The following is a 26969-nucleotide window of genomic DNA, read 5'->3' as shown; positions in this document are numbered from 1 at the left end:
GGTGTTTATTGATTGGGTTATTTTTTTGCACTTAAAGGGTTTATCAGCGATCCTACGAGTCCTTGCATTCCGGACATGTAGTGTTTTTTGGTTTCCGTCTTTTTGTTGGACCACACGGTCTCAGGACGGCTTTGCAGCAAGGTAAAAGCTTCTTCACCCTCCGCATCGGCGTCCAATGCCCATTCGATATCCTGTGGACAGCCGTAATGTTTCTCTATGCGTTTGGCGATTTTGCTGATAAAAATCAATTCATCTCGAGTGAGGCAAGCTTCGGTAGCTTTTATCGGATCCACTTCAATTTCTATTACACGCTTATTGGCAGGGTCAGGAATCAAGGCAATCTTTTTATCCTGAATGGAAGACTCCACCAATTCAAAAATCACCTTATCCATCAAGTAATTATCTGGGGTCACAGTCCCTGAAACCACACTCTCTCCCAAGCCATAGGAAGCCTCAATGGCAATTTTAGTACGGTCTCCATTGGAAGGATTCAAGGTCATGGTCACTCCTGCTACTCGTGCATTGACCATTTTTTGCACCACTACGCTCATGTGCACATCTTCCTCCGGGATATTATGGTCCTTTCTGTATGCAATGGCACGGCTCGTGTACAAGGATGCCCAGCACATTTTGATATGGCTTAACACCTCATCTTCTCCCACGACCCACAAGTAGGTATCCTGCTGTCCTGCAAAGCTAGCATCTGGCAAATCCTCCGCTGTGGCAGAAGAACGAACAGCTACCGGAAGTTCATCCGACTTGCCATATAGCTCGCATAATCTTCGATAACTTGCTAGGATGTCTTTTTGAATATCCGCTGCAATGGCTTTATTCAAAATCTGATTTCTGATTTCCCCTGATAACTTATCCAGGGCAGACATATTTTTGGTATCCAATTTGGCCAAGGATGTAAAAAGCCCTTTGGCAGTCATCAAATCCTGAATAAACGCAACAAACGCATCTGTGGTCACACAGAAACCTTGTGGCACCGGTAGATCTGCTTGGGACATGCTGGCCAAGCTCTTTCCTTTCCCTCCGAGACTTTCTAGTTGTTCGGGCTTAGCATCTTTGAAAAACAGGCTGTAAGTGGGGTTCATGTTAAGTTAATTAAAGGTTTACCATTGTACCTGAAGGGCCTGCGGGGCTCTAAAGGATGTATTAGGTGCAAATGTGAATGTTTGATTAGGTGTCAAGTGAAGGTTTGGAATTCGGTCTGTAAGTTCCTCGAGAACTACCTTAAACTCCAGTTTAGCCAAGGGAGAACCCAAACAAAAGTGGATACCAGAGCCGAAAGACAAATGTGTTCCGGCATTTCCGCGGGTGATGTCAAAACTTTCTCCGTTTTCGTACATATCCTCGTCTCGATTGCCTGAACCCATCACCATCAGGATGTTTGCTCCTTCCGGAATCATCACCCCTCCTACTTCGGTGGCAATTTTACATTTCCTTCTCCAGGATAAAATGGAAGGAGAATATCGCAACACTTCATCGACTGCTTTTGGGATGAGTGCTTTATCCTGTTTGATTGCCTCCCAGCTTTCGGGATGTACCAGCAATTCACGTATGCCATTTCCAATCAAAGAGGTAGTTGTCTCGTGACCTGCAAAGAGTTGGCTGTAACAGATGGCAGCAATCTCTCTATCTGTAATTTCATGCCCTTCGGCCTGCAAGACTACCAAGTCACCTGGAAGGTCATCTTGCATTTTTTCTTTTCTATCGCTGACCAATTTTTGGCAGTAATTCCAATAACGAATCATGTTTTCGGCATGCATCATCTGCGCATCTTCATCCAGATCTCCCCAAGTAAGGAGCAATCTACTTTCTGCCCAACTTTTCACCTGTGCTACATCGCTGTCAGGTACACCCAGTAGTTTAAAAATCACCAAAGCTGGAAGGTCATAAGCCAGTTCAGAAATCATTTCTGCCTGATTTTTACCTGCCCTCAATTCCTCAATCATACGGATAGCTATATTCCGGATTTCAGGCTCTAGCTTTTTGATACGGGCCAGATTAAATGCCATGCTGACAATCCTCCGAATACGGGTATGATCAGGGGGAATTCTTCCGGAAAGACCCGACAAGCCTACTAATCCAGCAGAGTCCATCAAGGCTTTTGCTTTGGGGGCAATTGGCTTAAAGGGGCTTTGTGCATTTTCAGAACTGAAAGCCTGCCAATTCCCAAAAATTGCTTTGACATCTTCATACTTGGATACTACATAATACCCCAGCTCCTCACTGAAAAAAATGGGACACTTCTCTCTGACTTCTTTGTAAAAAGGAAAAGGATTGGTGAGGTCAAATGGTTTGTAAGCTGCGTTTAATTCCTTGTGATAAGGACATTGCTCGATTCCTGCATTCATGTCGTTTTGGGTTTATGAAGAATTCTCTGCAATATCCCATCAATTCCTGGCTTGTATCCATTGATTTTAAAAAATTACTTGTACTTTTATTACATGAGTGTAAAATATTTTAAATTCACAAATCATTGAGTTAGCAGCCTACTCAAAACACTCTACTGCAAATCACGTCTTAATCCATTTAAATAAAGTTTTCACATCGAAAACAACAGAAAATCCTGAAAATCCACACAAAACAAACTCTTGCACTTTTAACCAGCATCAGCCATGAAAAAAATCGATAATTATGTATTGTATGGGGAAAGCAAACAGGAAATCCTTCCAGAGTTTATTCACTGCGAATCCATCGATGCTAGAAGCCGAAATCATGACTGGGTCATCAAACCTCATTTGCATAATCGCTTGTATCAGTTTGTGATTATAGAAGAAGGCTCATTTGAATTTACCTGCGGCCCTACTGTGCAACACATAGATGAACCCTGTCTAATAGCCATGCCTGCGAATACCTTGCATGGGTATTTATTCACCCCCGATATCAAAGGAATGGTGCTCACACTTTCCGATGAGTTTGTCGAAGAAATCCTGAACCCACAACCCCATGTATTATTAGAAATCGAAAAGCCTCGTGTAATTTTCAGCAGTTGGAACAATGAGCGCTTTGGTCTGATGTCACGGCTATTCAGAAGAGCTAACAATGAGTTACTAACTGAATATCAAGGAAAATCTTTGGCCATCAAGTCCTATTTATCCATCCTTTTCGTGGAGTTTTACAGGATGATTTTGGAAAACAGACACAATACCTATAAAGTAGTCAATACCAATATCAAGTTTTTCCGATCCTTTATGACACAAATCAAACGCTATTACAGCAATCGGTTATTTAAAGGAGAAAACGTCGATAAAAAGTTAACCGTGGCTTCCTTGGCCGATGCCATGGGAATCTCAACTGTCCATCTGAACCGTGTTTGCCAAGCCGTAGCTTCCAAATCACCCATGCAGGTCATTCATGAGTTTATCCTAAACGAATCCATTCGATACTTAGAGCAAACCGATTACAGCATAGCTGAAATCAGTTATAAGCTAAAGTTTGAAGACCCAGCTTATTTCTCCCGCTTTTTCAAAAAGTTTACCGGGAAAAGTCCCTCAGAATTTCGAGACAAGATAGAGGTTGCATAAGTTTATTTATTAGCACGCCGCATGTTATATCATTAATAGCTATTTAAAAAGTCTAAACCTCCAATCGATAAAACGGTAAAACCTTAATAGCAAAACCGTCTTGCTAAAATTCATCCTCTTGATTGAAAGTAACTTTATTGTTTACTAAACAACACTATTGTGGTTTAGTAAGAAACAACTTTCCATGCAATCACCCGATGGCACGGAAAAAAACATTAATCACCTTCCGATTTATAGAAAATAAAGATAAAACCATTTTCTGAAGAAAATAGGTAATATCATCCTATTTGCGGATATCGACCTAATTTCTTGCAAGAACATCTACTTTGGGAAGCATGAAGATGGTCTAGGCGCACATCAATCTAAAAAATAAAAGTTTCAAATCCTTTTTTGTTGCTTTGTATGATTGCTTTTGCAGGAAGTAAGCAGAAGGTTTATATTACCAAGTGTAATTGTAATCTAAAGCGATCATGAAATTCTTACTGAAAATTGTTTGTACAGTTCTCCTGATGGGGAGTTTGCAAGCCCAAGAGATGGGTTATTACATGCAACCTTCCATTCATGGGGAACTTATTGTATTTGTATCTGAAGGGGACCTATGGAAAGTGTCCACGAATGGAGGAAAAGCCACAAGACTCACCACCCACCACGGTGAAGAATCTTCCCCTAAAATTTCACCGGATGGCAAATGGGTAGCTTATGCCGCCTCCTATGAAGGACCCACAGAAGTATATATCATCCCTATCGACGGAGGCTTGCCCAGAAGGCTTACCTATGAAACGGCCCCTTCCATTCCAACAGCCTGGAAATCCGCTGAGGTATTGGCTTATACCACCAACCAATACGCCACCTTACCCAGACTTCAAACGGTTACTGTGGATATTCAAAATGGAAAGCGGGAAATCCTTCCCCTAGAAATGGCAGCCGAAGGAAGCTTTTCAGAGGATGGCAACACCTATTTTTTCGTTCGTCCGACCTTTCATAATAATGTCACCAAGCGTTACGAAGGTGGAACAGCCCGACAAGTCTGGAAATACACAGAAAATACACCTGAAGCCATCAAACTGACCAAGGATTACAAAGGAGAGGACCACCGTCCCATCTATCATCAGGGGAGGGTGTATTTCATTTCCTCCCGTGATGGGATCCAAAATGTATGGTCCATGACCACAGATGGAGCAGATCTGCGTCAACACACTACCCAAGAGAGTTACGATGTACGTGAATTTTCCCTACAAGGCAATTCCTTGGCTTATCGCGTGGGCGCAGATATCCATGTCATGGACCTCAGCGCCAATACCGACAAGCAACTCGCTATCCATCTTAGTTCCGACTTTGAGCAGATGCGGGAAAAATGGATCAATAATCCTGAAACTTACATCACTGGCATTTCTGTCAGCAATGATGGAGAACGGGTCGCATTAACTGCAAGAGGAAGAGGTTTTATACTGCCAGCGAAAGAAGGCAGAATTGTGCGCTTGGACAGGAAAGATGGCGTGCGTATGAGAGATGCAGAGTTCTCTCCTGATGGCAAGAGCATTTATGTATTCTCTGATGAAAGTGGAGAATTTGAAATTCATCAGTACGACAGCAAAGGAATGGACAAAGGAAAGCAGCTTACCAAAGATGGCACAACCTTACGCTTTAACCTGACACCTTCTCCGGATGGAAAGAAAATTGCCTTTACAGACCTGAATAGAGATTTGTGGATTTTAGAACTTGCGACAGGCAAACAAGTAAAAGCCTCCACCAACAGGGAAGGTATCAGCGGATCCATGGCTTGGTCTCCTGATAGCCAATGGTTGGCATTTTCCCAATCCGCTTCCAATACTTTCAACCAGATTTATGCTTATGAATTTACAACAGGCAAACGCATTGCCATGACCTCGGACCGGGCCAATAGTGTCAGCCCGCAATGGAGCCCGGATGGAAATTGGTTGTATTTCCTGTCTGATCGAAATTTCGAAACCAAGGTGGGTTCGCCATGGGGTACCCGTCAACCGGAACCTTACTGGCACAAGCAAATGAAGATTTACCACATTTCACTGAAGAAGGGCTTGATCTCTCCTTTCCATTTCAATCATGAATTGAAAAAAGAAGAGAAAAAGTCAGAAGGTCCGGTGAAAGTTAGCATTGATGAAGATGGCCTGATGCAGCGGTTGAGAGAAGTGCCTATTCCAGCAGGAAATTATCGTAATCTGGTGGTAACAGACAAAGCGCTTTATTACCTGAACGATGTCAATGATGATGGCAAAAATAACATTACCATGACCGAAATCAGTTCGAAAGTGGAACCAAAAACCTTTATCGATAATGTCAGAAGGTTTGTCACCTCGGCCAACAATCAATACATGCTCGTCACCGTGGGGAGTAATCACCATGTGGTCGAACTCAAGACCTCTCCAATTTCCAATTTGGCAGAATTTAAATTGGATTTGAGCAAATGGAATTTCTCCATTGATCCCCGCGAAGACTGGATACAGCTATACACCGATGCCTGGAGAATGGAACGGGACTATTTCTACGATCCTAATATGCACGGGGTCGACTGGGACAAGATGTATGAAAAATACCTCCCTCTTGCAAAAAGAGTAACAACCCGAGCTGAGTTATCCGATGTCATGGGTGAATTGATCGGGGAATTGAGCGTGCTACATGCCAGTGTGGGTGGCGGAGACCTAAGAAGAGGACAGGACCAGGTGAGCATGGGCTTGCTAGGTGCTAGGATATCAAAAAATGAGCAATTGCAAGGTTTTCAAATTGATTACATCTATCAAACCGACCCTGACTATCCCGATGAGCAATCTCCGCTTGCCCATCCTGATATTGATATTCCAGTAGGCACCATCATTACACATGTCGATGGTCAAGCTGTTGCGGGAGCTTATGATTTGAATTACTTTCTGCGGGACAAAGCCGACAAGCAGGTTCGTCTATCTTTGAAAAGCAGTACGGGAGCGCCCTTGGATGATAAAATTCTAATACCCATAAATGCACGTGCCGAATCTAATCTACGATACAACGATTGGGAATATACCCGCCGACTGGAAGTTGAGAAGGCCTCTGATGGGGTTTTGGGCTATGTTCACTTGCGTGCGATGGGCGAAAGTGATATCAATCAGTGGTTTAGGAACTTCTATCCTCAGTTTAAAAAGCAAGGCTTGGTAATCGATGTCAGGCACAACAGAGGTGGAAATATTGACAGTTTTATTCTTTCCCGATTGATGCGGGAAGCCTTCTTCTACTGGAAAAATAGGGAAGGAGAGCCTTACTGGAACATGCAATATGCCTTCAGAGGACATTTGGTATTGCTGGTGGATGAATTTACTGCTTCAGATGGAGAGGCCTTTGCTGAAGGTTTCCGTAGACTCGAACTCGGACAGAGCATCGGTGCCCGTACATGGGGAGGAGAAGTGTGGTTATCAGGGGTCAATACCCTGTCAGATAATGGTGTAGCCCGAGCACCTATGATGGGAGTCTATGGGGAAGAAGGAGAATGGTTGATTGAAGGGGTAGGCTTTATTCCGGACATTGAGGTAATCAATTTGCCCAAAGCCACTTTTGAGGGGAAAGATGCTCAGTTGGAAGCAGCCATTGAGCATTTGAAGGAATTGATCAAAAAAGATCCAAGACCTGTACCAAGTCCTCCTACTTATCCTGACAAATCGTTTAAAAACAATTAATAAACACATTATTAAAACTAAAGGAGCTGGGAGAATTTCCCAGCTCCTTTTTGTTTAAAAAACCCCTTATTTAAATCACACATGATGATTATTATATTTTAAAATAAGGTCATTTTCACATATAGTAATCAAAACTATTCTTTAAATTTTTATATATTCAAGTTCTCAAACAAACACTTTATAAAATTTGATTTATGTATAAGTTTTTATTTGCATTAATTTTTGCGGTATTGGTTGCGCAGCAATCCTTTTCTCAGTCTCCATGTGACCCACACCCTCTATTTACTAAAATGCCAAATCATAGTATTTCTGGCTGTGAAGAGTACGAGTATGATAAAATAAATATTAGATACCAAGATGAAGACTGGAACTTGACCCAATATGAAAAGGCTGGATACTTGCTGAAAACCTATTACACATTTAACGGCGAGATGGGAAAAAACCCTTCCAACGCAATGATCTTCCAGAATTACATTCAGGCAATAAGCTCCAAGGGAGGCACAATAATTAATCAGGCCAATGCCAACCTTTACCTTCATTTCAAGTCAGCCGGCGATTCTTGGTATATTCACATTCAAAGTGACCAGAGCGGTTCCTATTCCGTTTATAGTCTAAGGGAAGAAAATATGAACCAATACATTGCCCTGTCAGCTGAAGATATCGCCAAAGAGATGCAGAGCAATGGAAAAGCAACCTTCTACGGAATCTATTTTGACACAGACAAATCAGAAATTAAGCCCGAATCTAATGAAACTTTGGAGCAAATGGCTAACTATTTAAAATCGAATACACAAGTTAATGTCTTTATAGTAGGTCATACTGACAACACCGGTTCTTTCGAACACAATCAGCAATTATCAGAAAAAAGAGCCGAAGCAGTGGTTACTTATTTGATTGAAAATCATCAAATTGTTGCAAGTAGATTAAAGGGGTATGGAGTATCTTCTCTATCTCCAGTTTCAGCCAACACCTCGAAAGAAGGGAAAAGCAAAAACAGGAGAGTGGAGATGGTATTGAAATAATCTTAAATTTGAACTTAGCTTTCCACATTTGTCCAATAAGAAATCCATTTTAATATTGCTTCAAAAAGCCTCTGATGTATAAAAATTCAATTGCAAAGATTTGCTTCTATTTTTTATGTTTTTCAATTGTGCTTCAAAATTGCACATCTAAAAATCCTGACCTACTAGCTCAACACAATTTGGGGTTTGAAGTTTGGACTAATAAATCGGGTTTATCAGATGGTTGGAGTACCTGGGGAGATAAAAAGGTAGAAATCGACTCTACATTTTCTTATGAAGGGAAATACTCGGGTAAAATTTCATCAATTTCGGATAAAGAGTCTTTTGGTGGAATAGTTTATAAAATCCCAATTAAATGAATAATAGGTGACAGTGTTCGATTAGAGGGGAAAATCCGATTTGAAAATATTTCAGAGGGTTTTGTTGGTTTAATCCTTAGAGTTGAAGATAATGGAAATACCGTATACTTTGAAAATCTTCAAGACCTAAATCTGAACGGAACTAAAGATTGGAGCACTTATCGAATTACATTACCACTTGGATTTGGAAAGGATAATTTAACTATAGCAGGAATTATACAAGGAAAAGGAACAGCTTGGTTTGATGACTTTATGGTTGAGATAGATGGTAAGGATATCAATAACTTCGAAATACCTAATTTAAGACCAGAAATTTTTGAATCGGATACTATTTTTGATAAAGGATCTAAAATTATTTTGAGCCAGATCACGGAGCAACAAATTAAAAACTTGGCGATCACTGCCAAAATATGGTCTTTCCTTAAGTACTATCATCCCGAGGTGAATGCAGGTAAGTTTAATTGGGATTATGAATTATTTAGGGTTTTACCTGAAATACTTAAAGCAAAAAATGATAAACAGAGAGACCAATCCTTTTTAAAGTGGATCAAAAATTTAGGGACTGTTCCAACTTGTGGCCCTTGCGTTGAAGTATCTCCTGACTCTTTTTCTATTGGGAATTTTGATTGGATTGAGCAGGAAAATATTTCAAATGAGGTAAAAACAGCTTTAAAATAGATTTTTCAAAATAGACTTAGAGGTTAAACCTACCATCCAAGGTGTCAGGGAAGGTAGAGACGAAGTACTGGAAAAAGCGATTGAACTCTTAAAAAAATAAAATTATGATGAAATTCAATTGGTCAAATGGGAAGGAGAGTGGGAAGTTGTTGGAAATAGATTTAATCAAGATATGAGTATTTCAGAATTTTTAGAATTCATGTCTTTAACTATGGGTATAGAAACAGATAATTGGGAACTGCGTGCCATTTTCACTAATCATTTACCTTCTCCACATCCAACTATTATGCATTATTATTCAGCAAGATATGTTTCTGGAGAAATTACACCACCAGAGGATTGCACTCATATTGGTTGGTTCAGAAAAGATGAAGCTATGGAGGCTATTCCTTATCCAATATTGAAAGAAATCCTCAATGCAATCCATGAAAATCCCAAAACCCTAATTACAGGAAAAGGAAGAGTATATTGGATAAAAATGGAGTAAGGCAAGAGGAAATGATTGAAAAACCCCATGCTTTTAATACAGCATTTTAATCAGCCGAATGATCCTATTTTGAGAATGAAAAGTCGTATCCTTCATTTTTTTACTGGTGAAGATACAGACCATTTGATTATATGGTTTTTTTGTTGATAGAAAGAGAATTAGAAAACATCCACTACTCAACTTAAAAATTTAACTGAAGTTGGACCATTAACGATCTTGCGGGCAGCCAGGTATTAGCATCAGCTACACCTGAGGCGTAGTATGCATAAAATGTCTCCACATGGTCATCAACATTCCAAACAGGCTTCCCATGTAGGCGTGGCTCTGGGTCCGCACCCGAAAATCTCGTGAGGTAAAATAGGTTGTTTCCAATCATAGAAAGTCTGCTATTAATTTTAGTACGTCCGAAAGTGAGGTCAAACGTTCGTGAGACAGATAAAAATTGAAGGTTAAGAAAACTGGAATTTTCCACAAAATACGAATTGAAGGTATTTTGGTCTGTCAAACCTAGATTTACCAATTCTTGGGAACTCCTAACCCTATTTAATGCGAAAAAGTTGACATTTCCATAGCGATAATTCGTTTCATGAGCAAAGACATGGCCAAATACCCCCCTGAAAAAAGCATCCATAGACCATTTCCCAAAGCTTAATCCATGATTCCAACCCATCCACCAACGAGGAATCGCTCTTCCAACGGGCCTGTATGCATCTTGCCAATTAGTACCGCTTGGATTTTGACTGAATACCCATTGCCCTGTATTTCGATCAATTCGTTGAAACTCCAACGCACGTACTGTTCCAAGCGCCTCCCCTGTGCGGAGGGTATTGAATTGGAAGTAGGGATTGCCACCAACTTGGCGGCTAACTCCTACATCTCTTCCCTCCCAAGAGACTAAATCAGCTTCCAAATTTGTCCATTCGGAATGCATCCAAGTCAGATTCAACCCGGATTGATACCTGACCTTTTGGCGATCCAGTATGGTAAAAAGCCAAGAAGATTCAAAGCCATAGTTTTCTATGGATGCAAAATTTTGGTAAGAAAAAGATAAAAAAGATAATCCAAAAGGATCACTAATGGTATCATCTGGCAACAATGCCATAAGGTCTGATGCTTGATTTCGGAAGATGGCATTTCGTGCCACAATCTTCCCTTTGGCAAAAGCTACATCTGCGCCCAATTCCCAAGCATTTGAGCTCTCCCACCGTAAATCAGGATTGGCAAAATGTCTAGGGGTGATTTGTTCCCCTACATCATAGATCGTTTGACTCAATCCTGACTGATCTGGTGCCAACCCGGTGTAGCTTAGCTTTGCAAAAAGCCTCAATCGATCTCCTGCAGCATAAGAAACATCCATTCCCCAAAAATTTCCCCATCCTGCATTTGACCCTAGATGAGAAGCACGTTCAGGCTGGTAACGGAAGTCAATCGCTAGTTTATCTTGGAAAAGCAAATTAAGAGAAGCCCCAAAGGATTCAAGTGTGAACTCTCCGAGTTCTTCTGCTAAATTTTCTCTGGTAGTTGCCGTTTGGTCCAAATTGATCAATCGCTCATTGTAGCCATGCCATACATAATTTATTCCTTGTCTCGCATATCTTAATCCGGGTGTGATTTTCCAATTACCCAAATCCGCATGATATTCTGTAGTAAACTCCAACAAACTTCGCTCATGGCTACGTTCACGATAGACTAATGGGAAAATTGTCTGAGAAATACCAGCTCGATTACTGTAGGTTCGTTCTTGAACCATTTCTTTCCCAACTTGTCCATATCGGGAGCTAACGCTCCATCGATCGGTCAATTTTGCAGTTACATTGGCTTGAAAGAAATGCATCTTAGTCTCTACCCTATTTCGCTCTTCCTCCATACGTATCCAAGGATTTCCTCGAAATCGTGTAAATGCCTCAAAAGGCTCTTCTAAAGGCCAGGTAGGGTTCATTATCATTCCTTCAAAAAAATCACTGTTACCAATTCTTGCTTGACGATTGACTCTCAATCCGCTGAGGTCTATTGAAACCCTATCATCCCACATGGTATATCCCAAATTTCCGTATAAGCTTAGTTGGTCAAAACCTGTATGTGGCTGTATACCTTGTACAGTGCGGTTGCTTAGTTTGGTGTCCACATAAAAATTATCCTTTCGGTAGCTCCCTTGCACGCCTGTATGCATAGACCAAGCATTTCTACTGAGCGCATCCTCCCAATTAGTATTTGTATTCCCGTCTGGATGGCCAGGCAACTTTAAGGCCCTGTATTCCTGGGGAGTAAAGACATCATAGCCTCGTTGATGGCTTTCCAATGCCGCTGATTGAATCAAACCTACTGTCCAACCTTCCTTTCTTACTTGTTTGGAGCCAATATTTACCACTCCTGCACCTGCTTGCATTCCCCATGAAGCAGCCTGTGCCCCGTTTACAAGACTAATGGTATCAATTAAAAAAGGATCGACAAACTCCCAAGTGAGTCCAGGCATTCCATCCATGACCAACAAAGGTCTCATCCTGTTTTGATAGGTATGAAAGCCCCTATAGATCATGTCAAATGAACCGTTTGGATTGGAGCCAGGCCTGCTGATCAATATGCTTGGTATCTGGCCCTGAATAGCATGGGGCAACGAAAAAACAAGCCCTTCGTTGAAGTGAACTTCTTGTACCAACAATGTATCAATTTTTTGCCCCTTGAGAACAAGTGGAAAACAGGGCAGGAATAAAAGAAATAGAATGAATCTTTTGAGTAGCATCAAATGGGCAAATATGACTAATAAGTTAAAAAAAGAAATGAACAAATCATTAAATATTAGGGACTTTCGCCAACCTACAAGCTGAAACCAAATTTTCTTCCTACTTTTGCACCCTAATTCAATTTTACAATGATTAATATTCGGAATATCGCGATTATCGCACACGTTGACCACGGTAAGACCACCCTGGTGGACAAAATTATCCATGTTGTTTGGTATTCATGCACATTAAAAATACCAATTTATCCCAACTAAAATTATTCTCCCCAACAAACTGTAGGATTCCTGAAAAAACTGGTTGGGAGTAAATCTGGCCATGGTAAAACTATCAGTGTTCAGTAAATTTCTACCTTCTGTATAAAAGTTAAGTCTTTCCCTCATATTATATTCAATGCGGTAATTTACAAACTGGAAATTCTCCTTCTCAATCCCGAAATTTTCTAGAATCAACCTCCCTGTCATCTTGCCAAACTTTGATCTGAGGATCAGGGTTTGATTAGAATTCATGAAATTGTTTTTAAGAACTTCATCTCCTTGCAGGATATTCATACGGTTTTGTTGGAAGTACCCTTTGAATTCTACGTTTACAGGGCCTTTAAAAGCGGATGAATAACGATACCCTACTGATGGAGTAATACTAGAAGAAAACCGTTCAAGCCCATTGACAATTTCCTCAAATCCGGATTGCCAGAGGTTAAGATCTAGCCGAACATTCCCTCGGATGGGGTAAACCAGCTTATCTACCTTCACCATGATCCCTTTAGAATCATTGAGGGTTGTTCTACCTAACCGCATAAAAACGATTTCGGGACGAAGCTCCATGGCATTGAGTGTCCAAAGCGTGGGGTTTCTAAGCCAGAATAAATTAGTATTAACAGATATTCTCCTTTTGAAAATATCACTGTAATGATGGCCAAAAAAGAAATTAACCTGCCTGTTCCAATCTATAAGGTTCTTTCCTTGCTGCGCTGTCCTAAAATCCAAAAACAAGGGTCTGTCGGCCATAGCACTACCATAAAGCGGCTGAACTTCAATGCTAAATCCCACATTGATGACATTGTCATCATCTAATTTTACCAAAACCACAGCATCACGTTGCCAATTCCATCTTGACTTACTCTCGTCTAGAAAAGTCTCCATTAATTGCTTTTCTATACGATAGGAAAAATTCAGGTTAATCTTCCCCTTTTCCAATGTTAATTTTTGATAAAATGAAGGTGTTCTTGAAAAAATTCCAACCAATCCATCTTCCTCACCTTGTAATTCACCGTTTAGGCTATATTCCTGGTGATGATAGGAGAGTTGGTTTTCAAACCTGATGGATTTCCCTGATTTAAGCCACCTGAGCTGAACTCCTGATTGTAGCATCTGATGGTCAAGGAACTGTGAAATATCCTGAACTTCTTCTATGGTATTGTTCTGTTCAACCAATAAACTGGCGTTCAAAGATTCATGCATCGTTTCTCTTCGGGTAAATACCCCAAAGACAAGTGCGTTATTTTCACCAATCTTTCTTGTAAGTTCCATTACCGCATTCCAGGTGTTGCGTCGGTTGGTCATTTCCTGAATGCGGTTTTCCACGAAATTGCCCCCGTCAAAAAACAAACTTTGCCCTAAAAAATTATCATGGAAATGGAGTAAATTATCAATCCTGATCCCTGTTTGGTTATCCAAGGCTATATCCCCTTTGAGCCGGTGCTCAATCATCCGCGGTCTTCTGAACAGTGTATCTGCCTGCCTGATACGGAAAGGCTGATCCAACAGGAATTCTGTTGCATTTTCTTTGAGGAAATCATTCCGGTCAGCATATAGATTGAAATTGGACACCAGAGAAATATTGTCCTTTGCCCGATAGGAAAGATTGATAGTGCCAAGCCTCTCTCTATTTGGATTTTCGTACGTAGTTTTAAGAAAATATGGAATATATCGGTTTATATGCTGTAAGGGCGACCATAACCAATCTTTGGCAAAGTTGGAAAGTTCTTCCACTTTCCTTTCCGCTGATTGGTCCTCACGACGGATACCCGCATTATTGCTAGTGCCAAGCAGGTATGCTTTGAATTTCCCTTGGTATGAAAAAATATTGGCCAGACCATTGTGTGCTTCAGGCCCAAGTCCAAGCTCCAAGTTTCCGAAAAGAAGCTGTTTCCTGTCTTCCTTCACTCCCAAGTTGAGCACTGTCTTTTGACCTGCTTCCACCCCTGAGAGGAAACGGTTGTCCTGAAAGTTCTCGATCACCTGTACCTCGTTCAATACAGATGGGTCCATACTTTTGATGGCAGCCTTGTAATTTTCCCCAATGAGGTCATCCCCGTCGAGCATGACCTTGTCAATCCGCTTGTTTTTGAAAAAAACCTCCCCGCTTTCCTCCACCCTAAAGTTGGGCATGTTTTTCAGTACTTCAAAAAGTGAGCGGTCACCTTCCTGCATGTATTTATCTACTTGATAGATGGTAGTATCATGACGGACTACAGCAGGGCTAGACTCTAGTATAATCACCTCATTGAGTTTGATGTCCTCTTTTTCAAGAAATACCTTCACTTCTTCTGATACTTGGCCTGGCTGAATGGCAATAAACTTACTGCCATAACCTAATGAAGAAATTTTAAGCAAATAATCCTTGAGCTCTTGGATTGGAATTGTGAAATTCCCGTCCACCCTTGCAATTGTAAATCCCACCATACTACTGTCGCTTGTATCCAATAATTGTACAGTTGCTGAGGGGATGGGCCGACCGGTATCCTTATCCAAAACCAATCCTAGGATTATTTCTTTGGACTGGGCATAAGTACCTACCGAATACAACCAGAAGTGTAAAAATAAAAGAAAAAGCCATTTATTTTTTCCCATTATACAATTTAACAGAAAAGACAATATTGGCTTAATAAATATAAAATAGCTTTTTAATAACACTCTCTCTCTTCAATGTGAACTTCAGCATCATCTGGAAGATTCATTTGTGCCCTCAAAAAGTCTTTGAATTTTTTAACTTCGGATTTTTGGGCATCTCCGAAAGCAGCAAAGGTTTCGAACAATTTGGAAGTGACAGGTTTAAAATCATTAAAGATCTTCTTTGGTTTTGCTGGATATTCGACTTTCGTTGCTTGAAAATTTTCACCAACTGTATCATTATTCAACTCAAGAATCAACCCAGGTAGACCGGTAATTTTCCATGGACCAGCCGAAATCGAAATATCAGATGCGAACCATGCTGTGTAATCGGCACAGCGGAAATGTGTTTTAGCTTTTCTACATTCAAACCCTAAAATCATTTTTCTCTCTTCTGTAATATTCCACTGTAATTCAGGGATTTCATCTTTTACCAAAACATAATCTTTATTTGCTAAAAATTCTGTTGATAACAATTCGTTCTTTTTATGTTCAATGGAAACAAACCCTATTTCAAAAGACTTTTTTTGGTTGGATAAGTTTTCTTCTAAAAATTCATTCCAGCGATTCTTAATTTCATCAGTTTGATAAAAATAACGTGAACCATTAAAGTCAGCGAATAAAACCCCAAGTATCTCCCTATCTCCTCTTGTAACTGAGTATTCTACAAGTAATTTTCTTTCATTTTCAATATATTGGAGAGCTACAAACAATATTAATAGTCCCAAATTTAAGATTTTGGATAAGGCCATTTTTAATAAATCTAAATTTTTATTGAATTAAACCGAGGGTTAAGTAATAAACCCTCGATTCAGACAAGTTTATGCAATAGGAGGGCATGTGACACAGCAATAGGTAATAAAAACCGGATTTCCATTAATTACCTTATCGGTTTCAACTGTGCACCACCGAAAACAACAACCAGTGGCCTCTAATTCCTCATCGACAACAGTCTCCATGTTGACCTCTTTAAACAGAGGTTCGTTAGGCTCTAGACCTTTTTCATTACCTGCGAAACTCATAATTGGAAGTCCAAATAAGATTAGAAATGAAAAAACTATTTTTAAGATTATACGTTTCATTTTGTTTTTTTAATTTGTTGAAAATTATTTAATTATCTCCTAGGAACATTACAAATTTACCCCCCCCCCACATTAAAATTTAGTTAAACTAGATTAAAAAAGAACTTCAACTAGTCGAATAAATCACAGTTTTCTATCAGCTTTTAACTTCGAAATATATTGGGAACTGACCTTGAAGTATGAAGCCAGATGTTTTTGGGGAATCCTTATCCATAATCCCGGATAAGCTTGTTTAAAGCTTTCCCATTTTTCAAGAAACAACTTCTTCCCATTGATCAATTTCCATTGGAGGTTGTATTGGTATTTTAGCATGGAGATTTCCTTGAAAACATCCAGCACAAGCTGGTGGTCCAAGTCCCGCTCTTGGAAAAAACCCATTGAAAAGCTTATTATATTACAATCTTCCAATGCTTCAACTGTAAATGAAGACCTGAGATGACTTCCAAAATAAAATCCCGTCAAATAATAATTGCCTTCAAAAATAAACGAATTGGTAAATTCACCCTCACCATCTTGATGATATTCCCTCAAAATTCCAGATTCTATCCAAAACAAATTTGCTAATACCTGTCCCTGTGCAAGCAACAACTGGCCTTTTTTCAACCCAATTACATCCATCCAAGGAGCTGCTTGATAATTGGGAAACCTTTTGAACACAAAATCAAAACCTTTCATAACAAAACAATCAAACAATCACCTAATATAATAACATTAGTTGTAACTTAAAACTTAAACCTCGTTTTTAATCCAATCTGCTCACATGAAGCCAAATGTTGAAATCCGCCTCTCTCTAGAAAATTAGTTGATAAAAGTTCCCAAATGATCTTACACATTCCATAGAATGAACAAATCATTAAATCTTAGGGACTTTGATAGGCTTGTAAGCTGAAACCAAATTTTCTTCTTACCTTTGCAGCCTAATTCAATTTTACAATGCAGAATATTCGGAATATCGCGATTATCGCTCACGTTGACCACGGTAAGACCACCCTGGTGGACAAAATTATCCATGCCTCCAAAATCTTCCGTGAAAACCAACAGTTTGACGATTTAATCCTGGATAACAACGACTTGGAAAGAGAAAGAGGGATTACCATTCTTTCCAAAAATGTATCCGTAAGATATAAAGACCATAAGATCAACATTATTGACACCCCAGGTCACGCCGACTTTGGCGGTGAAGTGGAAAGGGTACTGAAAATGGCCGATGGGGTAATCCTCTTGGTGGATGCTTTTGAAGGTCCTATGCCTCAAACCCGTTTCGTTTTGGGTAAAGCACTTGCTTTGGGTTTGACGCCGATTGTAGTCGTGAACAAAGTGGACAAACCAAACTGCCGTCCTGATGAGGTACATGAGGCTGTATTTGACCTGATGTTTAACCTAGATGCTACAGAAGAGCAATTGGAATTCCAGACGCTATATGGTTCCGCCAAACAAAACTGGATGGGAACTGATTGGCAAAACCCAACTGACTCCATCCTTCCTTTGTTGGATGCCATCATTGACCATATACCTGCTCCAAAAATTGACGAAGGTTCTTTACAAATGCAGATTACTTCGTTGGATTACTCTTCTTTCGTAGGCCGTATCGCCATTGGTAGGGTAAAAAGAGGAACCATCACTGAAAATGCACAATTGACCTTGTGCAAGGCCGATGGGGTATTCAAAAAAGTTCGTGTAAAAGAATTGCATGTATTTGAGGGCTTGGGTAAAAATAAAGTTACAGAAGTACATGCAGGAGATATTTGTGCGGTAACAGGTATCGAGGATTTCGAAATCGGTGATACTATTGCCGCTTTGGAAAACCCTGAGCCACTTCCTAGAATTGCTATTGATGAGCCTACCATGAATATGCTCTTCACCATCAACAACTCTCCTTTCTTCGGTAAAGAAGGTAAGTTTGTGACTTCCCGTCACATCAGAGACCGTTTGATGAAGGAAATGGAGAAAAACTTGGCCTTAAGAGTGGAACCTACAGATTCAGAAGACAAATTCATTGTCTACGGTAGAGGTATTCTTCACTTATCAGTTTTGATTGAGACGATGAGAAGAGAAGGCTATGAATTACAGGTAGGGCAGCCACAGGTAATTTTTAAAGAAATCGACGGTGTTCAGTGTGAACCTATCGAAACCTTGGTAGTAGACGTACCAGAAGAAACTGCAGGTAAGGTAATCGAATTGGCTACCCAAAGAAAAGGTGAGTTATTGATCATGGAGCCAAAAGGAGATTTGCAACATTTGGAATTTAAAATTCCATCCAGAGGTTTGATCGGTTTGAGAAACAATGTATTGACTGCTACTCAAGGGGAAGCGATCATGAACCACAGGTTCTCAGCTTACGAACCTTTCAAAGGAAATATCCCAGGCAGAATCAATGGCTCTTTGATTTCTATGGAAGGTGGTCAGTGTACGGCCTATGCCATTGATAAATTACAGGACAGAGGTATTTTCTTTATTGAGCCGGGCGATGACTTATACACTGGACAGGTAATCGGTGAACACTCCCGTGACAATGACTTGGTGGTAAACGTGCAGAAGGGTAAAAAATTGACCAATATGCGTGCTTCCGGTTCGGATGACAACACCAGAATCGCTCCTCCAAAAAGATTCTCTTTGGAAGAAGCCATGGAATACATCCAAAAAGATGAATACCTGGAAATCACGCCTAAATCCATCCGAATGAGAAAAATCTATTTGGATGAGAATGAGAGAAATAGAATGGCGAAGAAAGACTCTTGATAGAGGCGAGAGATTAGAAAATAGAATCAAGAAACAAGAATCAAGAGGTAAGACAAGTTCTACTCAAGTTCAATGAAACAATTAGATTCGTTATAAAGAGTAGATTTCTATTACTCGTAAAATTGACTTAGATAAGAAAAAAGACCCTGGAAGTTGAAAGACTTTATGGGTCTTTTTTTTTGACCTTTGAGGTTTCCAAAAACCTCGAAGGTCTCTTCAGGAAAAGAATCAAAAATTGAAACGTATTTCCTATAAAAAAAAACTTCGAGGTCAAAAAGACCTCAAAGGTTAGCAGACTCCCTGACCTTTGAGGTTTCCAAAAACCTCGAAGGTCTCTTCAAGAAAAGAATCAAAAATTGAAAACGTATTTCCTACAAAAAAAACCTTCGAGGTCGAAAAGACCTCAAAAGGTTAGCAGACTCCCTCACCTTTGAGGTTACAAAGAACCTCGAAGGTCTTTGAAGTTTCAGAAAAAAAGCCCCTCTCAATTAATCAAACCTATAAATATCTAAAACAACTTCATCTTCACTGAGCCCTTCATAAAAAGAATTGGTTCGGGAAAGATAGAGTCCTTTTTTACCTACAAAAGACTTATAAGGTTTATGGATCTTTCCGGGAAACCTCTTTTCAATAAGAATAGTAAAGTCTTTATCCAAAACAATGATACTGAACTCATTTTTCACTTGAGGAAACTGTTCCTCTAAGTCTGAATCTTCCATTTCTCGACCGATAGTTACAAATCGATAGTAGACATCTCTGTAAGCATCATAGAGCAAAGAACTATAGGTTGTCTGAGATACTCTTTCTCTGATTTCGATGTCTTTGGGAGCACCTGAACCAGCAGAATACTTCAATGGCTTAGCAAATTCACTTTTTGCATTCACTGATTTTAGATGATTCCAATCATTATCAAAAATCAACAAAGAATCTAATGCAGACCAAGAATAAATCCATAAATCCCCTTGTCTGATTCTTGAGTAATTCCCCAAACCCATGGGCCAAACTTTGCCATGATAAAAATCAGGGACGGTAATCTTGTCAATTTGCGTAACTTCATTGTTTACCAAATCGACCTTGACTGCTGGACGAAATGCCTTCATATGCTCATCAGAACTCAAAAAACCATTCAGACTCATGTCCGAAAAATACAAATTACCAGCTTCATAGACTGTCATATTATCGGCCCTTGAATAATGGTTCACCAAGCTTTTCATCATTTCCTGAGGACTACTCCTATCCACTTTCTGTGGACTGAATTGAGTAATTACATCACCTTTGCCATTCAACAAGGAAATACCATTCAATTGCATTTGATTAAACAAGAAGATTGAATCGGAATTATGATAAAAGAAACCATATAAAGCACGTATAGGAAACTTTTCATCCTTTACAATTGCCGTCCTTTTGACCATTTCTCCTGTTTCCAAATCATAAAAATCGAAAGAGAAATTCACCCTATTCATTACTAACAACAACTCCACTCCTTCTTCAAGGACTACCTGAAACTCAGTAAAATCAAAATTAGAAACTGAGTCTATCGCTAATTTGACTTGTCCCAGATGAGTAAAACTTTTATCAAAAATTTCCTTTTCAGAATAAGTCTCTTTCTTTGAACATGCCCAAAAACTAATGCATAGGAAAATAGATGGTAATAAATATTTATTCATAATTTTAGCTTATACAGAAGAAATAAAACTAACTAAATAAGTTATGAATTACAAATTTAAGACTCTTGTCTTTTTAAGAATTCCTTTGCCAAGCTTATAAGAACTCCCTCATGAAAAAATCTTTACAAGTACTAACCATTTTCCTCATGTTGACAGCTTGTACTAAAAGTACTGACCCAATAGCAACTATCTTGCAACACTACCAAGGAGAAAAACCAGGGGCAGCAGTGGCGATCATAAAAGACGGAAAATTCGTTTATCATGAATCATTTGGTTTGGCAGAACTTGAGACAAAAACAGCAGTACACGAACACAGTAACTTTCGCTTGGCTTCCGTTAGTAAGCAATTCACTGCGACAGCGATTCTATTGTTGGAAAAGGATGGCTTGATTGACTTGGATTGGAGCATGGATGATATTTTTGAGGATTTCCCAGCTTATGGTCAGGACATCCGAATCCATCATTTGCTTAACCATACTTCAGGCTTATGGGATTACGAGGATTTTGTACCGGATACTGCCATGGTCAATCAACTCATGGATGAAGGAGTTTTGGACATTATCCGGCAAACAGAAACTGTTTACTTCCCTGCAGGGGAAGAATACCGATACAGTAATACGGCGTATGCTTTATTGGCTTTGATCGTAGAAAAGTATTCAGGAAAATCATTCCCTGCTTTTTTGAATGAACGAATTTTTACCCCTTTAGGAATGTCAAATACCTTAGCCTATGTCAAAGGTGTAAATACTGTGCCCAATAGGGCATTTGGCTATTCCAAGGAAGAGAAGCTTTGGGTACAACAAGACCAAAGCAGCACCTCAGCTGTATTGGGAGATGGGGGAATTTACTCGAATGTCCCGGACCTTTTCAAATGGGACCAAGCCTTACATCATGCCAGCCTACTCCTCGCAGAAACCATTGAACTCATGTTTACCAAATCCAACTTGAATGATGGAACTGAGATTGATTATGGAATGGGATGGCATTTGAAAACTTTGGATGGGAAAAAAGTAGTCTACCATACGGGCAGCACTACTTCATTCCGTAATATTTTTTACAGGATACCTTCCGAAAAGTTAAGCATCATCATTTTGACTAACAGAAATGAACCCGAGGAAGAAGAAATGGTAGGATTGGCTGAGAAAGTATTAACTGCAATGAAATGAAAAGATTTTTATCCTTCGTTTTTGCTCTTGTAATATTCAGCTGCACCCCAAAAGAAGAAAATATTAAAAGCTATTTTGGCATTTCCATTTCTAAAGCAAGGTTAGATAAGCATCTTCAACAGCGAATGCAGGAGTTGAATATTCCAGGCATGTCCATAGCCTTCATCAATGACGGGGAAATTGTGCATATGACATCATTTGGATATGCATCCGTTGAAGAAAGGATTCCGGTTGATTTGAATACCATTTTCGAAGCTGCCTCTTTGTCCAAACCAGTATTCTCTTTTTTTGTCATGAATTATGTGGATGCTGGAAAGTTGGACATAGACAGTCCTCTTTACCAAATTCTACCGAACTCAGCTATTGAACAGGATGAGCGATATAAAAAAATCACAGCTCGAATGGCCTTAAGTCATCAAACTGGATTCCCAAACTGGAGAGATGATTATCCGGATAAATCGTTGTTTTTACTGTTTGAACCAGGAAAGGGATTCCACTATTCAGGAGAGGGCTACCAATACCTTGCCGAAGTACTCAAAGATATTGATAAAACAGACTGGGAAGATTTAGACGCCAATTTTCAATTACAGGTCTGCCAACCACTTGGCTTAAAAAATTCTGCTTTCCTCCTAAATGACAAGCTAAAAACAATCAAAGCTAGGCCTTATAATGAAAATGGAGATTGGATAAGTCCTGAAATCGACGCAGACAGTCTTTATCGAAAACAGTTCAGGTCACCTGCTTCCCTTCATACAGATATCCAAGATTTAACCCGCTGGCTTCAGGCCTTGATGGAACGTGAGGGTTTATCTAAAAACAGCTACAAGGAACTCTTTAACCCCCAATCAGATGCAGGAAAAAGCGGCCCCTTTAATGTACACTATACTTTAGGCTTTTTTCATCCTCAGATTCCCTTCACCAATCTTTATATGCATGGAGGAAACAATTTGGGGTTTACTGCCTATTTTGTACTTGACCCCAATAAAAAATGGGGCTATGCTTTATTAACCAACTCAGAGTTTGGAGAAGAATTGGGGAATGAATTGTTGCAATTCATGGCTTTTGGAAGATGAATGAAGATTTATTAAATCTGAGTGTCAGTAATATTACACGTAGTAGAATTAAATACAAGGCTTGGCGGCCGAGCCTGCCGAGACCCCCAAATTTATAAGTGTAATAGTCAGATTGTTTTTTCTTAAAAAGCTTAAAAAACAGTACCCAACATATAAATACAGAATATGATACGCCTTTTCTTTTGACAAAAAAATTACCACTCAATTCGGAGCACACGCATTGGACAGAAAAAAAACAACCAATACTTAAGTTATTCGTGTAATAATTCACTAAGCATAATTACCATGAAGAAAATATTAGCATTAACCTTTGCATGTATCGTCTCATTCATTTTTAACTCCAACGCTCAATCTGACAAGATTATCCTCAATGGTGAAGTTAAAAACGTAATAGTTGAGGAAGTTGGGACTAACCATATCAAGTATAAATACCCCAATGAAAATGCCTCCTACACCATCAGCAAGCACCAGGTGGATAAAATAATTTTCGGATCCGGAAGAGAGGAAGTTTTTGAATCCCCTTTCAAAGCGGTCAATTCAGTCAATGATTATGAAAACGAGGAAAATATCACCTTAGTGGAACAACATAAAAACAGCACATACAATTATTTTTTACTCAGCGAAAAAGAACCTAGGGTGATTCAAATGAAAGCCATTAAGGAAAGAGAAACCAAATAAAAACCCTAAATCTCAACAAGAATTAACAGCCCTTTTTAAAAGGTCTGTTTTGTTAATGAAGAATAACGGCTTATCTCTAATCTTCTTTTCATTTGGGTAAAAATGGGTTAAATTCGGGGCCTGATAAATTATGGGAACAGAATTTGCCCATTTACAGAAAAAGATGATATGAGAAATTTCCTTCTGATTTGGATTTTGTTTACTGGCTGTTTAATGCCTGTAGCTGCCCAGGATTTGTTACCCTATAATAGGGCCAAAACACTGATTGATTATGGAAATTATTCAGAAGCCATGAATCTCCTTAGGCCTTACATGGATGAAAGTCAATATGGGAAATTAGCAAGTTATGCATCTTATCATTTTGCGAGAGCTGCTTATAAAAATGGGCAATATTTATTGACAGAATCCATCTTAAAAGACTTGGTAAACCAAAGTGTTTGGGATAATCAGGACAAAGCCAGATACCTATTGGCATTGGCCTATTTTCAGGAAGGAAGAAATTTGGATGCTTTAGACCACATCAGTAAAATTACGGATCCAGTTGTTACCCAACAGGCCGAAAATGCCTCCTATAATTTTTTAAAGAACGCCTCCGTTGGATTCTTTACGGGAAATATCAGAAAATACAATGAAAATAAAGGCTTTATGCTTGCCTTAAAAGAACAGATTGAGAGGCAAACCATTATGTCAAGTGAAGAAAGGGCCATATACAATGAGCTCATCAGCATGGACTTTGGTGCTAAAAACAAAGAAAGCCAAATCAATAAAAACAATGAGGTTTTAGATGTAGCGATCTTGCTCCCTTTCAATTATGCTGGAGGAAAAGGAGTCAAAAATCTTGATAACAATAATTTTATTTTTGAGCTATACCAAGGTTTAAATTTTGCCGAAAAAGAGCTGAAAAAACAAGGAAAGCGGCTTAGTGTCCAAAGTTTTGATACTGAAAGGAGCACAACGAAAGTTCAGAATATTTTAGCAGACCCTTTTTTGAAACAAGCAGATGTCATCATCGGCCCTTTGTACCCTGAAGAATCAGAAGTGGTTATGGCATTTGCCGAGCGCAACCAAATTCCTTTCATTAACCCCCTTTCTAATATCAACGATAGGTTTGAAGGCCTAAACTACGCCTACTTATTTAGACCCTCTATCAACTCACTTGCTGATGGAATTATTGATTTTTCCAGAAAAAACATTGTAGGCAGAAGACTGGCTATAGCTTATTCCAGTACCTCAAGAGATGAACAGCTGGCAAAAACCTTAGCCGAAAATGCCCAAAAACTCGGCTTCACCATAGTTAGAAATGACCAGGTAAATGGCAGAAGTCTGATTGATTTTTTGGACCGGATACAGTTAAAAAATGGGGATGCTGCCCAAGCAGATATTATCGTCATTTTATCAGACGATCCCAATGTAGCTTCTCCAACTTTCGGTTTCATGGAGTCCCAAAATGTAAAAAAACCAGTCATCGTCATGGATAGTTGGCTGTATTTTAACTTTGCCAATTTTGAAATGCTTGAAGAACAAAATTTTCATTTTGTCAGTAATAATGCTATTAATTTCCAAAAACCTAATCTAGTGGAATTCCGTGAAGCATTTTATGCAGAATATATCGGGTATCCGTCATTTAACGCCCATATTGGGTACGAACTCATGCATTGGATTACTCAGAACATCAACCCCTCGGTTGGATTTAATCTAAGGAGAAATTTAGATCAAAACGGCTTTCAAAGTGGCATTGTAACCTATGGCTTTGATTTTAAAAACAGTCGCTTTAATAAGTATGTTCCTATCCTGAAACTGGATTCTGGCCTTATCGTAGATCAAAAATAAACAGTCATACATGCAAATTACCAATAGCAAAAATCTATTTGAAAAAGCACAAAGATTTATCCCAGGGGGCGTAAACTCTCCTGTTCGGGCCTTCAGAGCAGTAGGTGGAGATCCGATTTTCATTCAAAAAGCCGAAGGCGCACATATTTTTGATGAGGATGGCAATGCTTACATTGAATTGATCAACAGTTGGGGTCCCATGATCCTGGGGCATAATCATCCCATGATTAGAGAAGCAGTAATTAAAGCCATGGAGAATGGCACCTCATTCGGCGCTCCTACCGCCAAAGAGGTTGAAATCGCCGAGCTCATCACTTCAATGGTACCTTCAGTTGAAAAAGTAAGGATGGTCAATTCTGGCACAGAGGCCACCATGTCTGCCATCAGAGTGGCAAGGGGGTTTACCGGAAGAGATAAATTCATAAAAATGGAAGGTCATTACCATGGCCATGGAGACTCTTTTCTAATCTCAGCTGGATCTGGGGCCATCACTATGGGCAATCCTGATTCACCGGGTGTTACCAAAGGCACTGCAAAGGATACCTTGTTGGCTCCTTACAATGACTTAAATGCCATTGAAGCACTGCTTGCTGCAAACCCAGGTGAAATTGCTGCAATTATTTTGGAGCCAGTCCCTGGAAACATGGGTCTTGTCACCCCAAAAGAGGGATACCTGGAAGGTCTAAGAAAAATATGTGACCGGGAGGGGATAATACTCATTTTTGATGAAGTAATGACTGGTTTCCGTTTGGCCAAAGGAGGAGCACAAGAGTTGTTTGGTGTCACACCAGATATGACTACCTTAGGGAAAATCATTGGGGGAGGGCTTCCGGTAGGAGCATACGGAGGAAAAAAAGAAATCATGGATTTTGTTTCCCCTGCTGGCCCTGTTTATCAAGCTGGCACATTATCAGGTAACCCCATTGCTATGGCAGCAGGACTGACCATGCTCAACTATCTCAATGAACACCCTGAGGTTTATGAAGCGCTTAACAGCATAGGAAGTCAAATCGTTACAGGCATAAAAAATTCTCTGATTAAACTTGGGCTTAACTATACCCTCAATCATTTAGGAAGCATGTACAGCCTTTTCTTTACGGATAAGGAGGTGTTTGATTTTGCCTCGGCAAAGCATTCAAATACGGCTTTATTTGGAAAATATTTTCAAGCCATGCTACAAAAAGGCATTTACCTTGCCCCATCTCAATTTGAAAGTTTATTCTTGTCAACTTCACTTTCTCATGATTTAATCGATCAAATCCTCCAAGCAAATGAATCAGCTTTAAAAGAAATTCACTAAAAAAAAGCCTGGGGTAATTCTCCAGGCTTTTTTAGCTACGGCA

The 26969-nt window shown here is 39.6% G+C and carries 19 protein-coding genes and 1 pseudogene; 13 read left to right on the top strand and 7 right to left on the bottom strand.

Annotated features, from left to right (window positions below; all coding sequences use genetic code 11):
- Positions 1–17 precede the first annotated feature (17 nt).
- The gene (locus tag B879_RS08605; RefSeq protein WP_009184780.1) at positions 18–1097 is read right to left on the bottom strand and encodes a PEP/pyruvate-binding domain-containing protein; all 1080 of its coding nucleotides are present in this window, start codon (positions 1095–1097) and stop codon (positions 18–20) included.
- Positions 1098–1115: 18 nt separating this feature from the next.
- The gene (locus B879_RS08600; protein ID WP_009184779.1) at positions 1116–2360 is read right to left on the bottom strand and encodes a cytochrome P450; all 1245 of its coding nucleotides are present in this window, start codon (positions 2358–2360) and stop codon (positions 1116–1118) included.
- Positions 2361–2624: 264 nt separating this feature from the next.
- Between B879_RS08600 and B879_RS08595 the strand changes: the two genes are divergently transcribed.
- The 6 genes from B879_RS08595 to B879_RS08570 all read left to right on the top strand — a co-directional run bounded on the left by B879_RS08595 (position 2625) and on the right by B879_RS08570 (position 9762).
- Positions 2625–3533 (top strand): helix-turn-helix domain-containing protein, encoded by a 909-nt coding sequence (locus tag B879_RS08595; protein ID WP_009184778.1) that lies wholly within the window; start codon positions 2625–2627, stop codon positions 3531–3533.
- 470 nt (positions 3534–4003) lie between these two features.
- Positions 4004–7216: a S41 family peptidase gene (locus B879_RS08590; RefSeq protein WP_009184777.1), complete on the top strand. Its 3213-nt coding sequence runs from the start codon at positions 4004–4006 to the stop codon at positions 7214–7216.
- A 194-nt stretch (positions 7217–7410) separates the two neighbouring features.
- Positions 7411–8238 (top strand): OmpA family protein, encoded by an 828-nt coding sequence (locus B879_RS21780; RefSeq protein ID WP_009184776.1) that lies wholly within the window; start codon positions 7411–7413, stop codon positions 8236–8238.
- 74 nt (positions 8239–8312) lie between these two features.
- Positions 8313–8597 carry a hypothetical protein gene (locus B879_RS08580; RefSeq protein WP_009184775.1) on the top strand — a complete coding sequence of 95 codons (285 nt, stop codon included), beginning with the start codon at positions 8313–8315 and terminating at the stop codon, positions 8595–8597.
- Positions 8598–8849: 252 nt separating this feature from the next.
- Positions 8850–9275, top strand: coding sequence for a hypothetical protein (locus tag B879_RS08575; protein ID WP_009184774.1), 426 nt, complete (start codon positions 8850–8852; stop codon positions 9273–9275).
- Between the two features lie 172 nt (positions 9276–9447).
- Positions 9448–9762, top strand: a complete 315-nt coding sequence (locus B879_RS08570) for an NUDIX hydrolase (RefSeq protein WP_157231568.1) — start codon at positions 9448–9450, stop codon at positions 9760–9762.
- A 181-nt stretch (positions 9763–9943) separates the two neighbouring features.
- Here B879_RS08570 and B879_RS08565 read toward each other — a convergent pair whose 3' ends face one another.
- A complete protein-coding gene (locus tag B879_RS08565; RefSeq protein WP_157231567.1) occupies positions 9944–12421 on the bottom strand; it encodes a TonB-dependent receptor plug domain-containing protein in 2478 nt (825 codons plus the stop codon).
- A 210-nt stretch (positions 12422–12631) separates the two neighbouring features.
- Between B879_RS08565 and B879_RS23665 the strand changes: the two are divergent.
- Positions 12632–12709, top strand: a pseudogene (locus B879_RS23665) (GTP-binding protein); the annotation flags it as partial.
- Between the two features lie 21 nt (positions 12710–12730).
- Here B879_RS23665 and B879_RS08560 read toward each other — a convergent pair.
- The 3 genes from B879_RS08560 to B879_RS21770 all read right to left on the bottom strand — a co-directional run bounded on the left by B879_RS08560 (position 12731) and on the right by B879_RS21770 (position 17148).
- Positions 12731–15352 (bottom strand): carboxypeptidase-like regulatory domain-containing protein, encoded by a 2622-nt coding sequence (locus tag B879_RS08560; protein WP_009184771.1) that lies wholly within the window; start codon positions 15350–15352, stop codon positions 12731–12733.
- Positions 15353–15405: 53 nt separating this feature from the next.
- Positions 15406–16143: a GLPGLI family protein gene (locus B879_RS21775; protein WP_009184770.1), complete on the bottom strand. Its 738-nt coding sequence runs from the start codon at positions 16141–16143 to the stop codon at positions 15406–15408.
- A 453-nt stretch (positions 16144–16596) separates the two neighbouring features.
- Entirely contained in the window at positions 16597–17148 is a 552-nt protein-coding gene (locus B879_RS21770; RefSeq protein ID WP_009184768.1) for a Crp/Fnr family transcriptional regulator, read from the bottom strand.
- A 258-nt stretch (positions 17149–17406) separates the two neighbouring features.
- On the opposite strand from B879_RS21770, the gene typA reads away from it, so the two are divergent.
- Positions 17407–19212 (top strand): translational GTPase TypA, encoded by a 1806-nt coding sequence (gene typA / locus B879_RS08540; RefSeq protein ID WP_009184767.1) that lies wholly within the window; start codon positions 17407–17409, stop codon positions 19210–19212.
- A gap of 488 nt (positions 19213–19700) precedes the next feature.
- Here typA and B879_RS08535 read toward each other — a convergent pair whose 3' ends face one another.
- A complete protein-coding gene (locus B879_RS08535) occupies positions 19701–20879 on the bottom strand; it encodes a DUF4221 family protein (protein WP_009184766.1) in 1179 nt (392 codons plus the stop codon).
- Positions 20880–20989: 110 nt separating this feature from the next.
- Here B879_RS08535 and B879_RS08530 point away from each other — a divergent pair, with 110 nt between their 5' ends.
- The 5 genes from B879_RS08530 to hemL all read left to right on the top strand — a co-directional run bounded on the left by B879_RS08530 (position 20990) and on the right by hemL (position 26926).
- Positions 20990–22045: a serine hydrolase domain-containing protein gene (locus B879_RS08530; RefSeq protein WP_040400386.1), complete on the top strand. Its 1056-nt coding sequence runs from the start codon at positions 20990–20992 to the stop codon at positions 22043–22045.
- Positions 22042–23118 (top strand): serine hydrolase domain-containing protein, encoded by a 1077-nt coding sequence (locus B879_RS08525; protein ID WP_009184764.1) that lies wholly within the window; start codon positions 22042–22044, stop codon positions 23116–23118. The genes B879_RS08530 and B879_RS08525 overlap by 4 nt, the downstream gene beginning before the upstream one ends.
- A gap of 285 nt (positions 23119–23403) precedes the next feature.
- Entirely contained in the window at positions 23404–23796 is a 393-nt protein-coding gene (locus B879_RS08520; RefSeq protein ID WP_009184763.1) for a hypothetical protein, read from the top strand.
- A gap of 168 nt (positions 23797–23964) precedes the next feature.
- The gene (locus B879_RS08515; protein WP_009184762.1) at positions 23965–25626 is read left to right on the top strand and encodes an ABC transporter substrate-binding protein; all 1662 of its coding nucleotides are present in this window, start codon (positions 23965–23967) and stop codon (positions 25624–25626) included.
- Between the two features lie 10 nt (positions 25627–25636).
- Entirely contained in the window at positions 25637–26926 is a 1290-nt protein-coding gene (gene hemL / locus B879_RS08510) for a glutamate-1-semialdehyde 2,1-aminomutase (protein ID WP_009184761.1), read from the top strand.
- Positions 26927–26969 lie beyond the last annotated feature (43 nt).

It is taken from the genome of Cecembia lonarensis LW9, assembly GCF_000298295.1.
In the GTDB taxonomy this organism is placed as follows: Bacteria; Bacteroidota; Bacteroidia; order Cytophagales; family Cyclobacteriaceae; genus Cecembia; species Cecembia lonarensis.
This window is presented reverse-complemented; position numbering and strand designations above follow the sequence as displayed.

Bases quoted from the DNA above. Each gene is read 5' to 3' on its own strand.
- typA (WP_009184767.1), top strand. From the start codon at position 17,407: ATGCAGAATATTCGGAATATCGCGATTATCGCTCACGTTGACCACGGT.
- B879_RS08515 (WP_009184762.1), top strand. From the start codon at position 23,965: ATGAGAAATTTCCTTCTGATTTGGATTTTGTTTACTGGCTGTTTAATG.
- B879_RS08530 (WP_040400386.1), top strand. From the start codon at position 20,990: ATGAAAAAATCTTTACAAGTACTAACCATTTTCCTCATGTTGACAGCT.
- hemL (WP_009184761.1), top strand. From the start codon at position 25,637: ATGCAAATTACCAATAGCAAAAATCTATTTGAAAAAGCACAAAGATTT.
- B879_RS08580 (WP_009184775.1), top strand. From the start codon at position 8,313: ATGTATAAAAATTCAATTGCAAAGATTTGCTTCTATTTTTTATGTTTT.
- B879_RS21780 (WP_009184776.1), top strand. From the start codon at position 7,411: ATGTATAAGTTTTTATTTGCATTAATTTTTGCGGTATTGGTTGCGCAG.
- B879_RS21775 (WP_009184770.1), bottom strand. From the start codon at position 16,143: ATGGCCTTATCCAAAATCTTAAATTTGGGACTATTAATATTGTTTGTA.
- B879_RS08575 (WP_009184774.1), top strand. From the start codon at position 8,850: ATGGTTGAGATAGATGGTAAGGATATCAATAACTTCGAAATACCTAAT.
- B879_RS08590 (WP_009184777.1), top strand. From the start codon at position 4,004: ATGAAATTCTTACTGAAAATTGTTTGTACAGTTCTCCTGATGGGGAGT.
- B879_RS08525 (WP_009184764.1), top strand. From the start codon at position 22,042: ATGAAAAGATTTTTATCCTTCGTTTTTGCTCTTGTAATATTCAGCTGC.
- B879_RS08595 (WP_009184778.1), top strand. From the start codon at position 2,625: ATGAAAAAAATCGATAATTATGTATTGTATGGGGAAAGCAAACAGGAA.
- B879_RS08605 (WP_009184780.1), bottom strand. From the start codon at position 1,097: ATGAACCCCACTTACAGCCTGTTTTTCAAAGATGCTAAGCCCGAACAA.
- B879_RS08600 (WP_009184779.1), bottom strand. From the start codon at position 2,360: ATGAATGCAGGAATCGAGCAATGTCCTTATCACAAGGAATTAAACGCA.
- B879_RS08560 (WP_009184771.1), bottom strand. From the start codon at position 15,352: ATGGGAAAAAATAAATGGCTTTTTCTTTTATTTTTACACTTCTGGTTG.
- B879_RS21770 (WP_009184768.1), bottom strand. From the start codon at position 17,148: ATGAAAGGTTTTGATTTTGTGTTCAAAAGGTTTCCCAATTATCAAGCA.
- B879_RS08570 (WP_157231568.1), top strand. From the start codon at position 9,448: ATGAGTATTTCAGAATTTTTAGAATTCATGTCTTTAACTATGGGTATA.
- B879_RS08520 (WP_009184763.1), top strand. From the start codon at position 23,404: ATGAAGAAAATATTAGCATTAACCTTTGCATGTATCGTCTCATTCATT.
- B879_RS08535 (WP_009184766.1), bottom strand. From the start codon at position 20,879: ATGAATAAATATTTATTACCATCTATTTTCCTATGCATTAGTTTTTGG.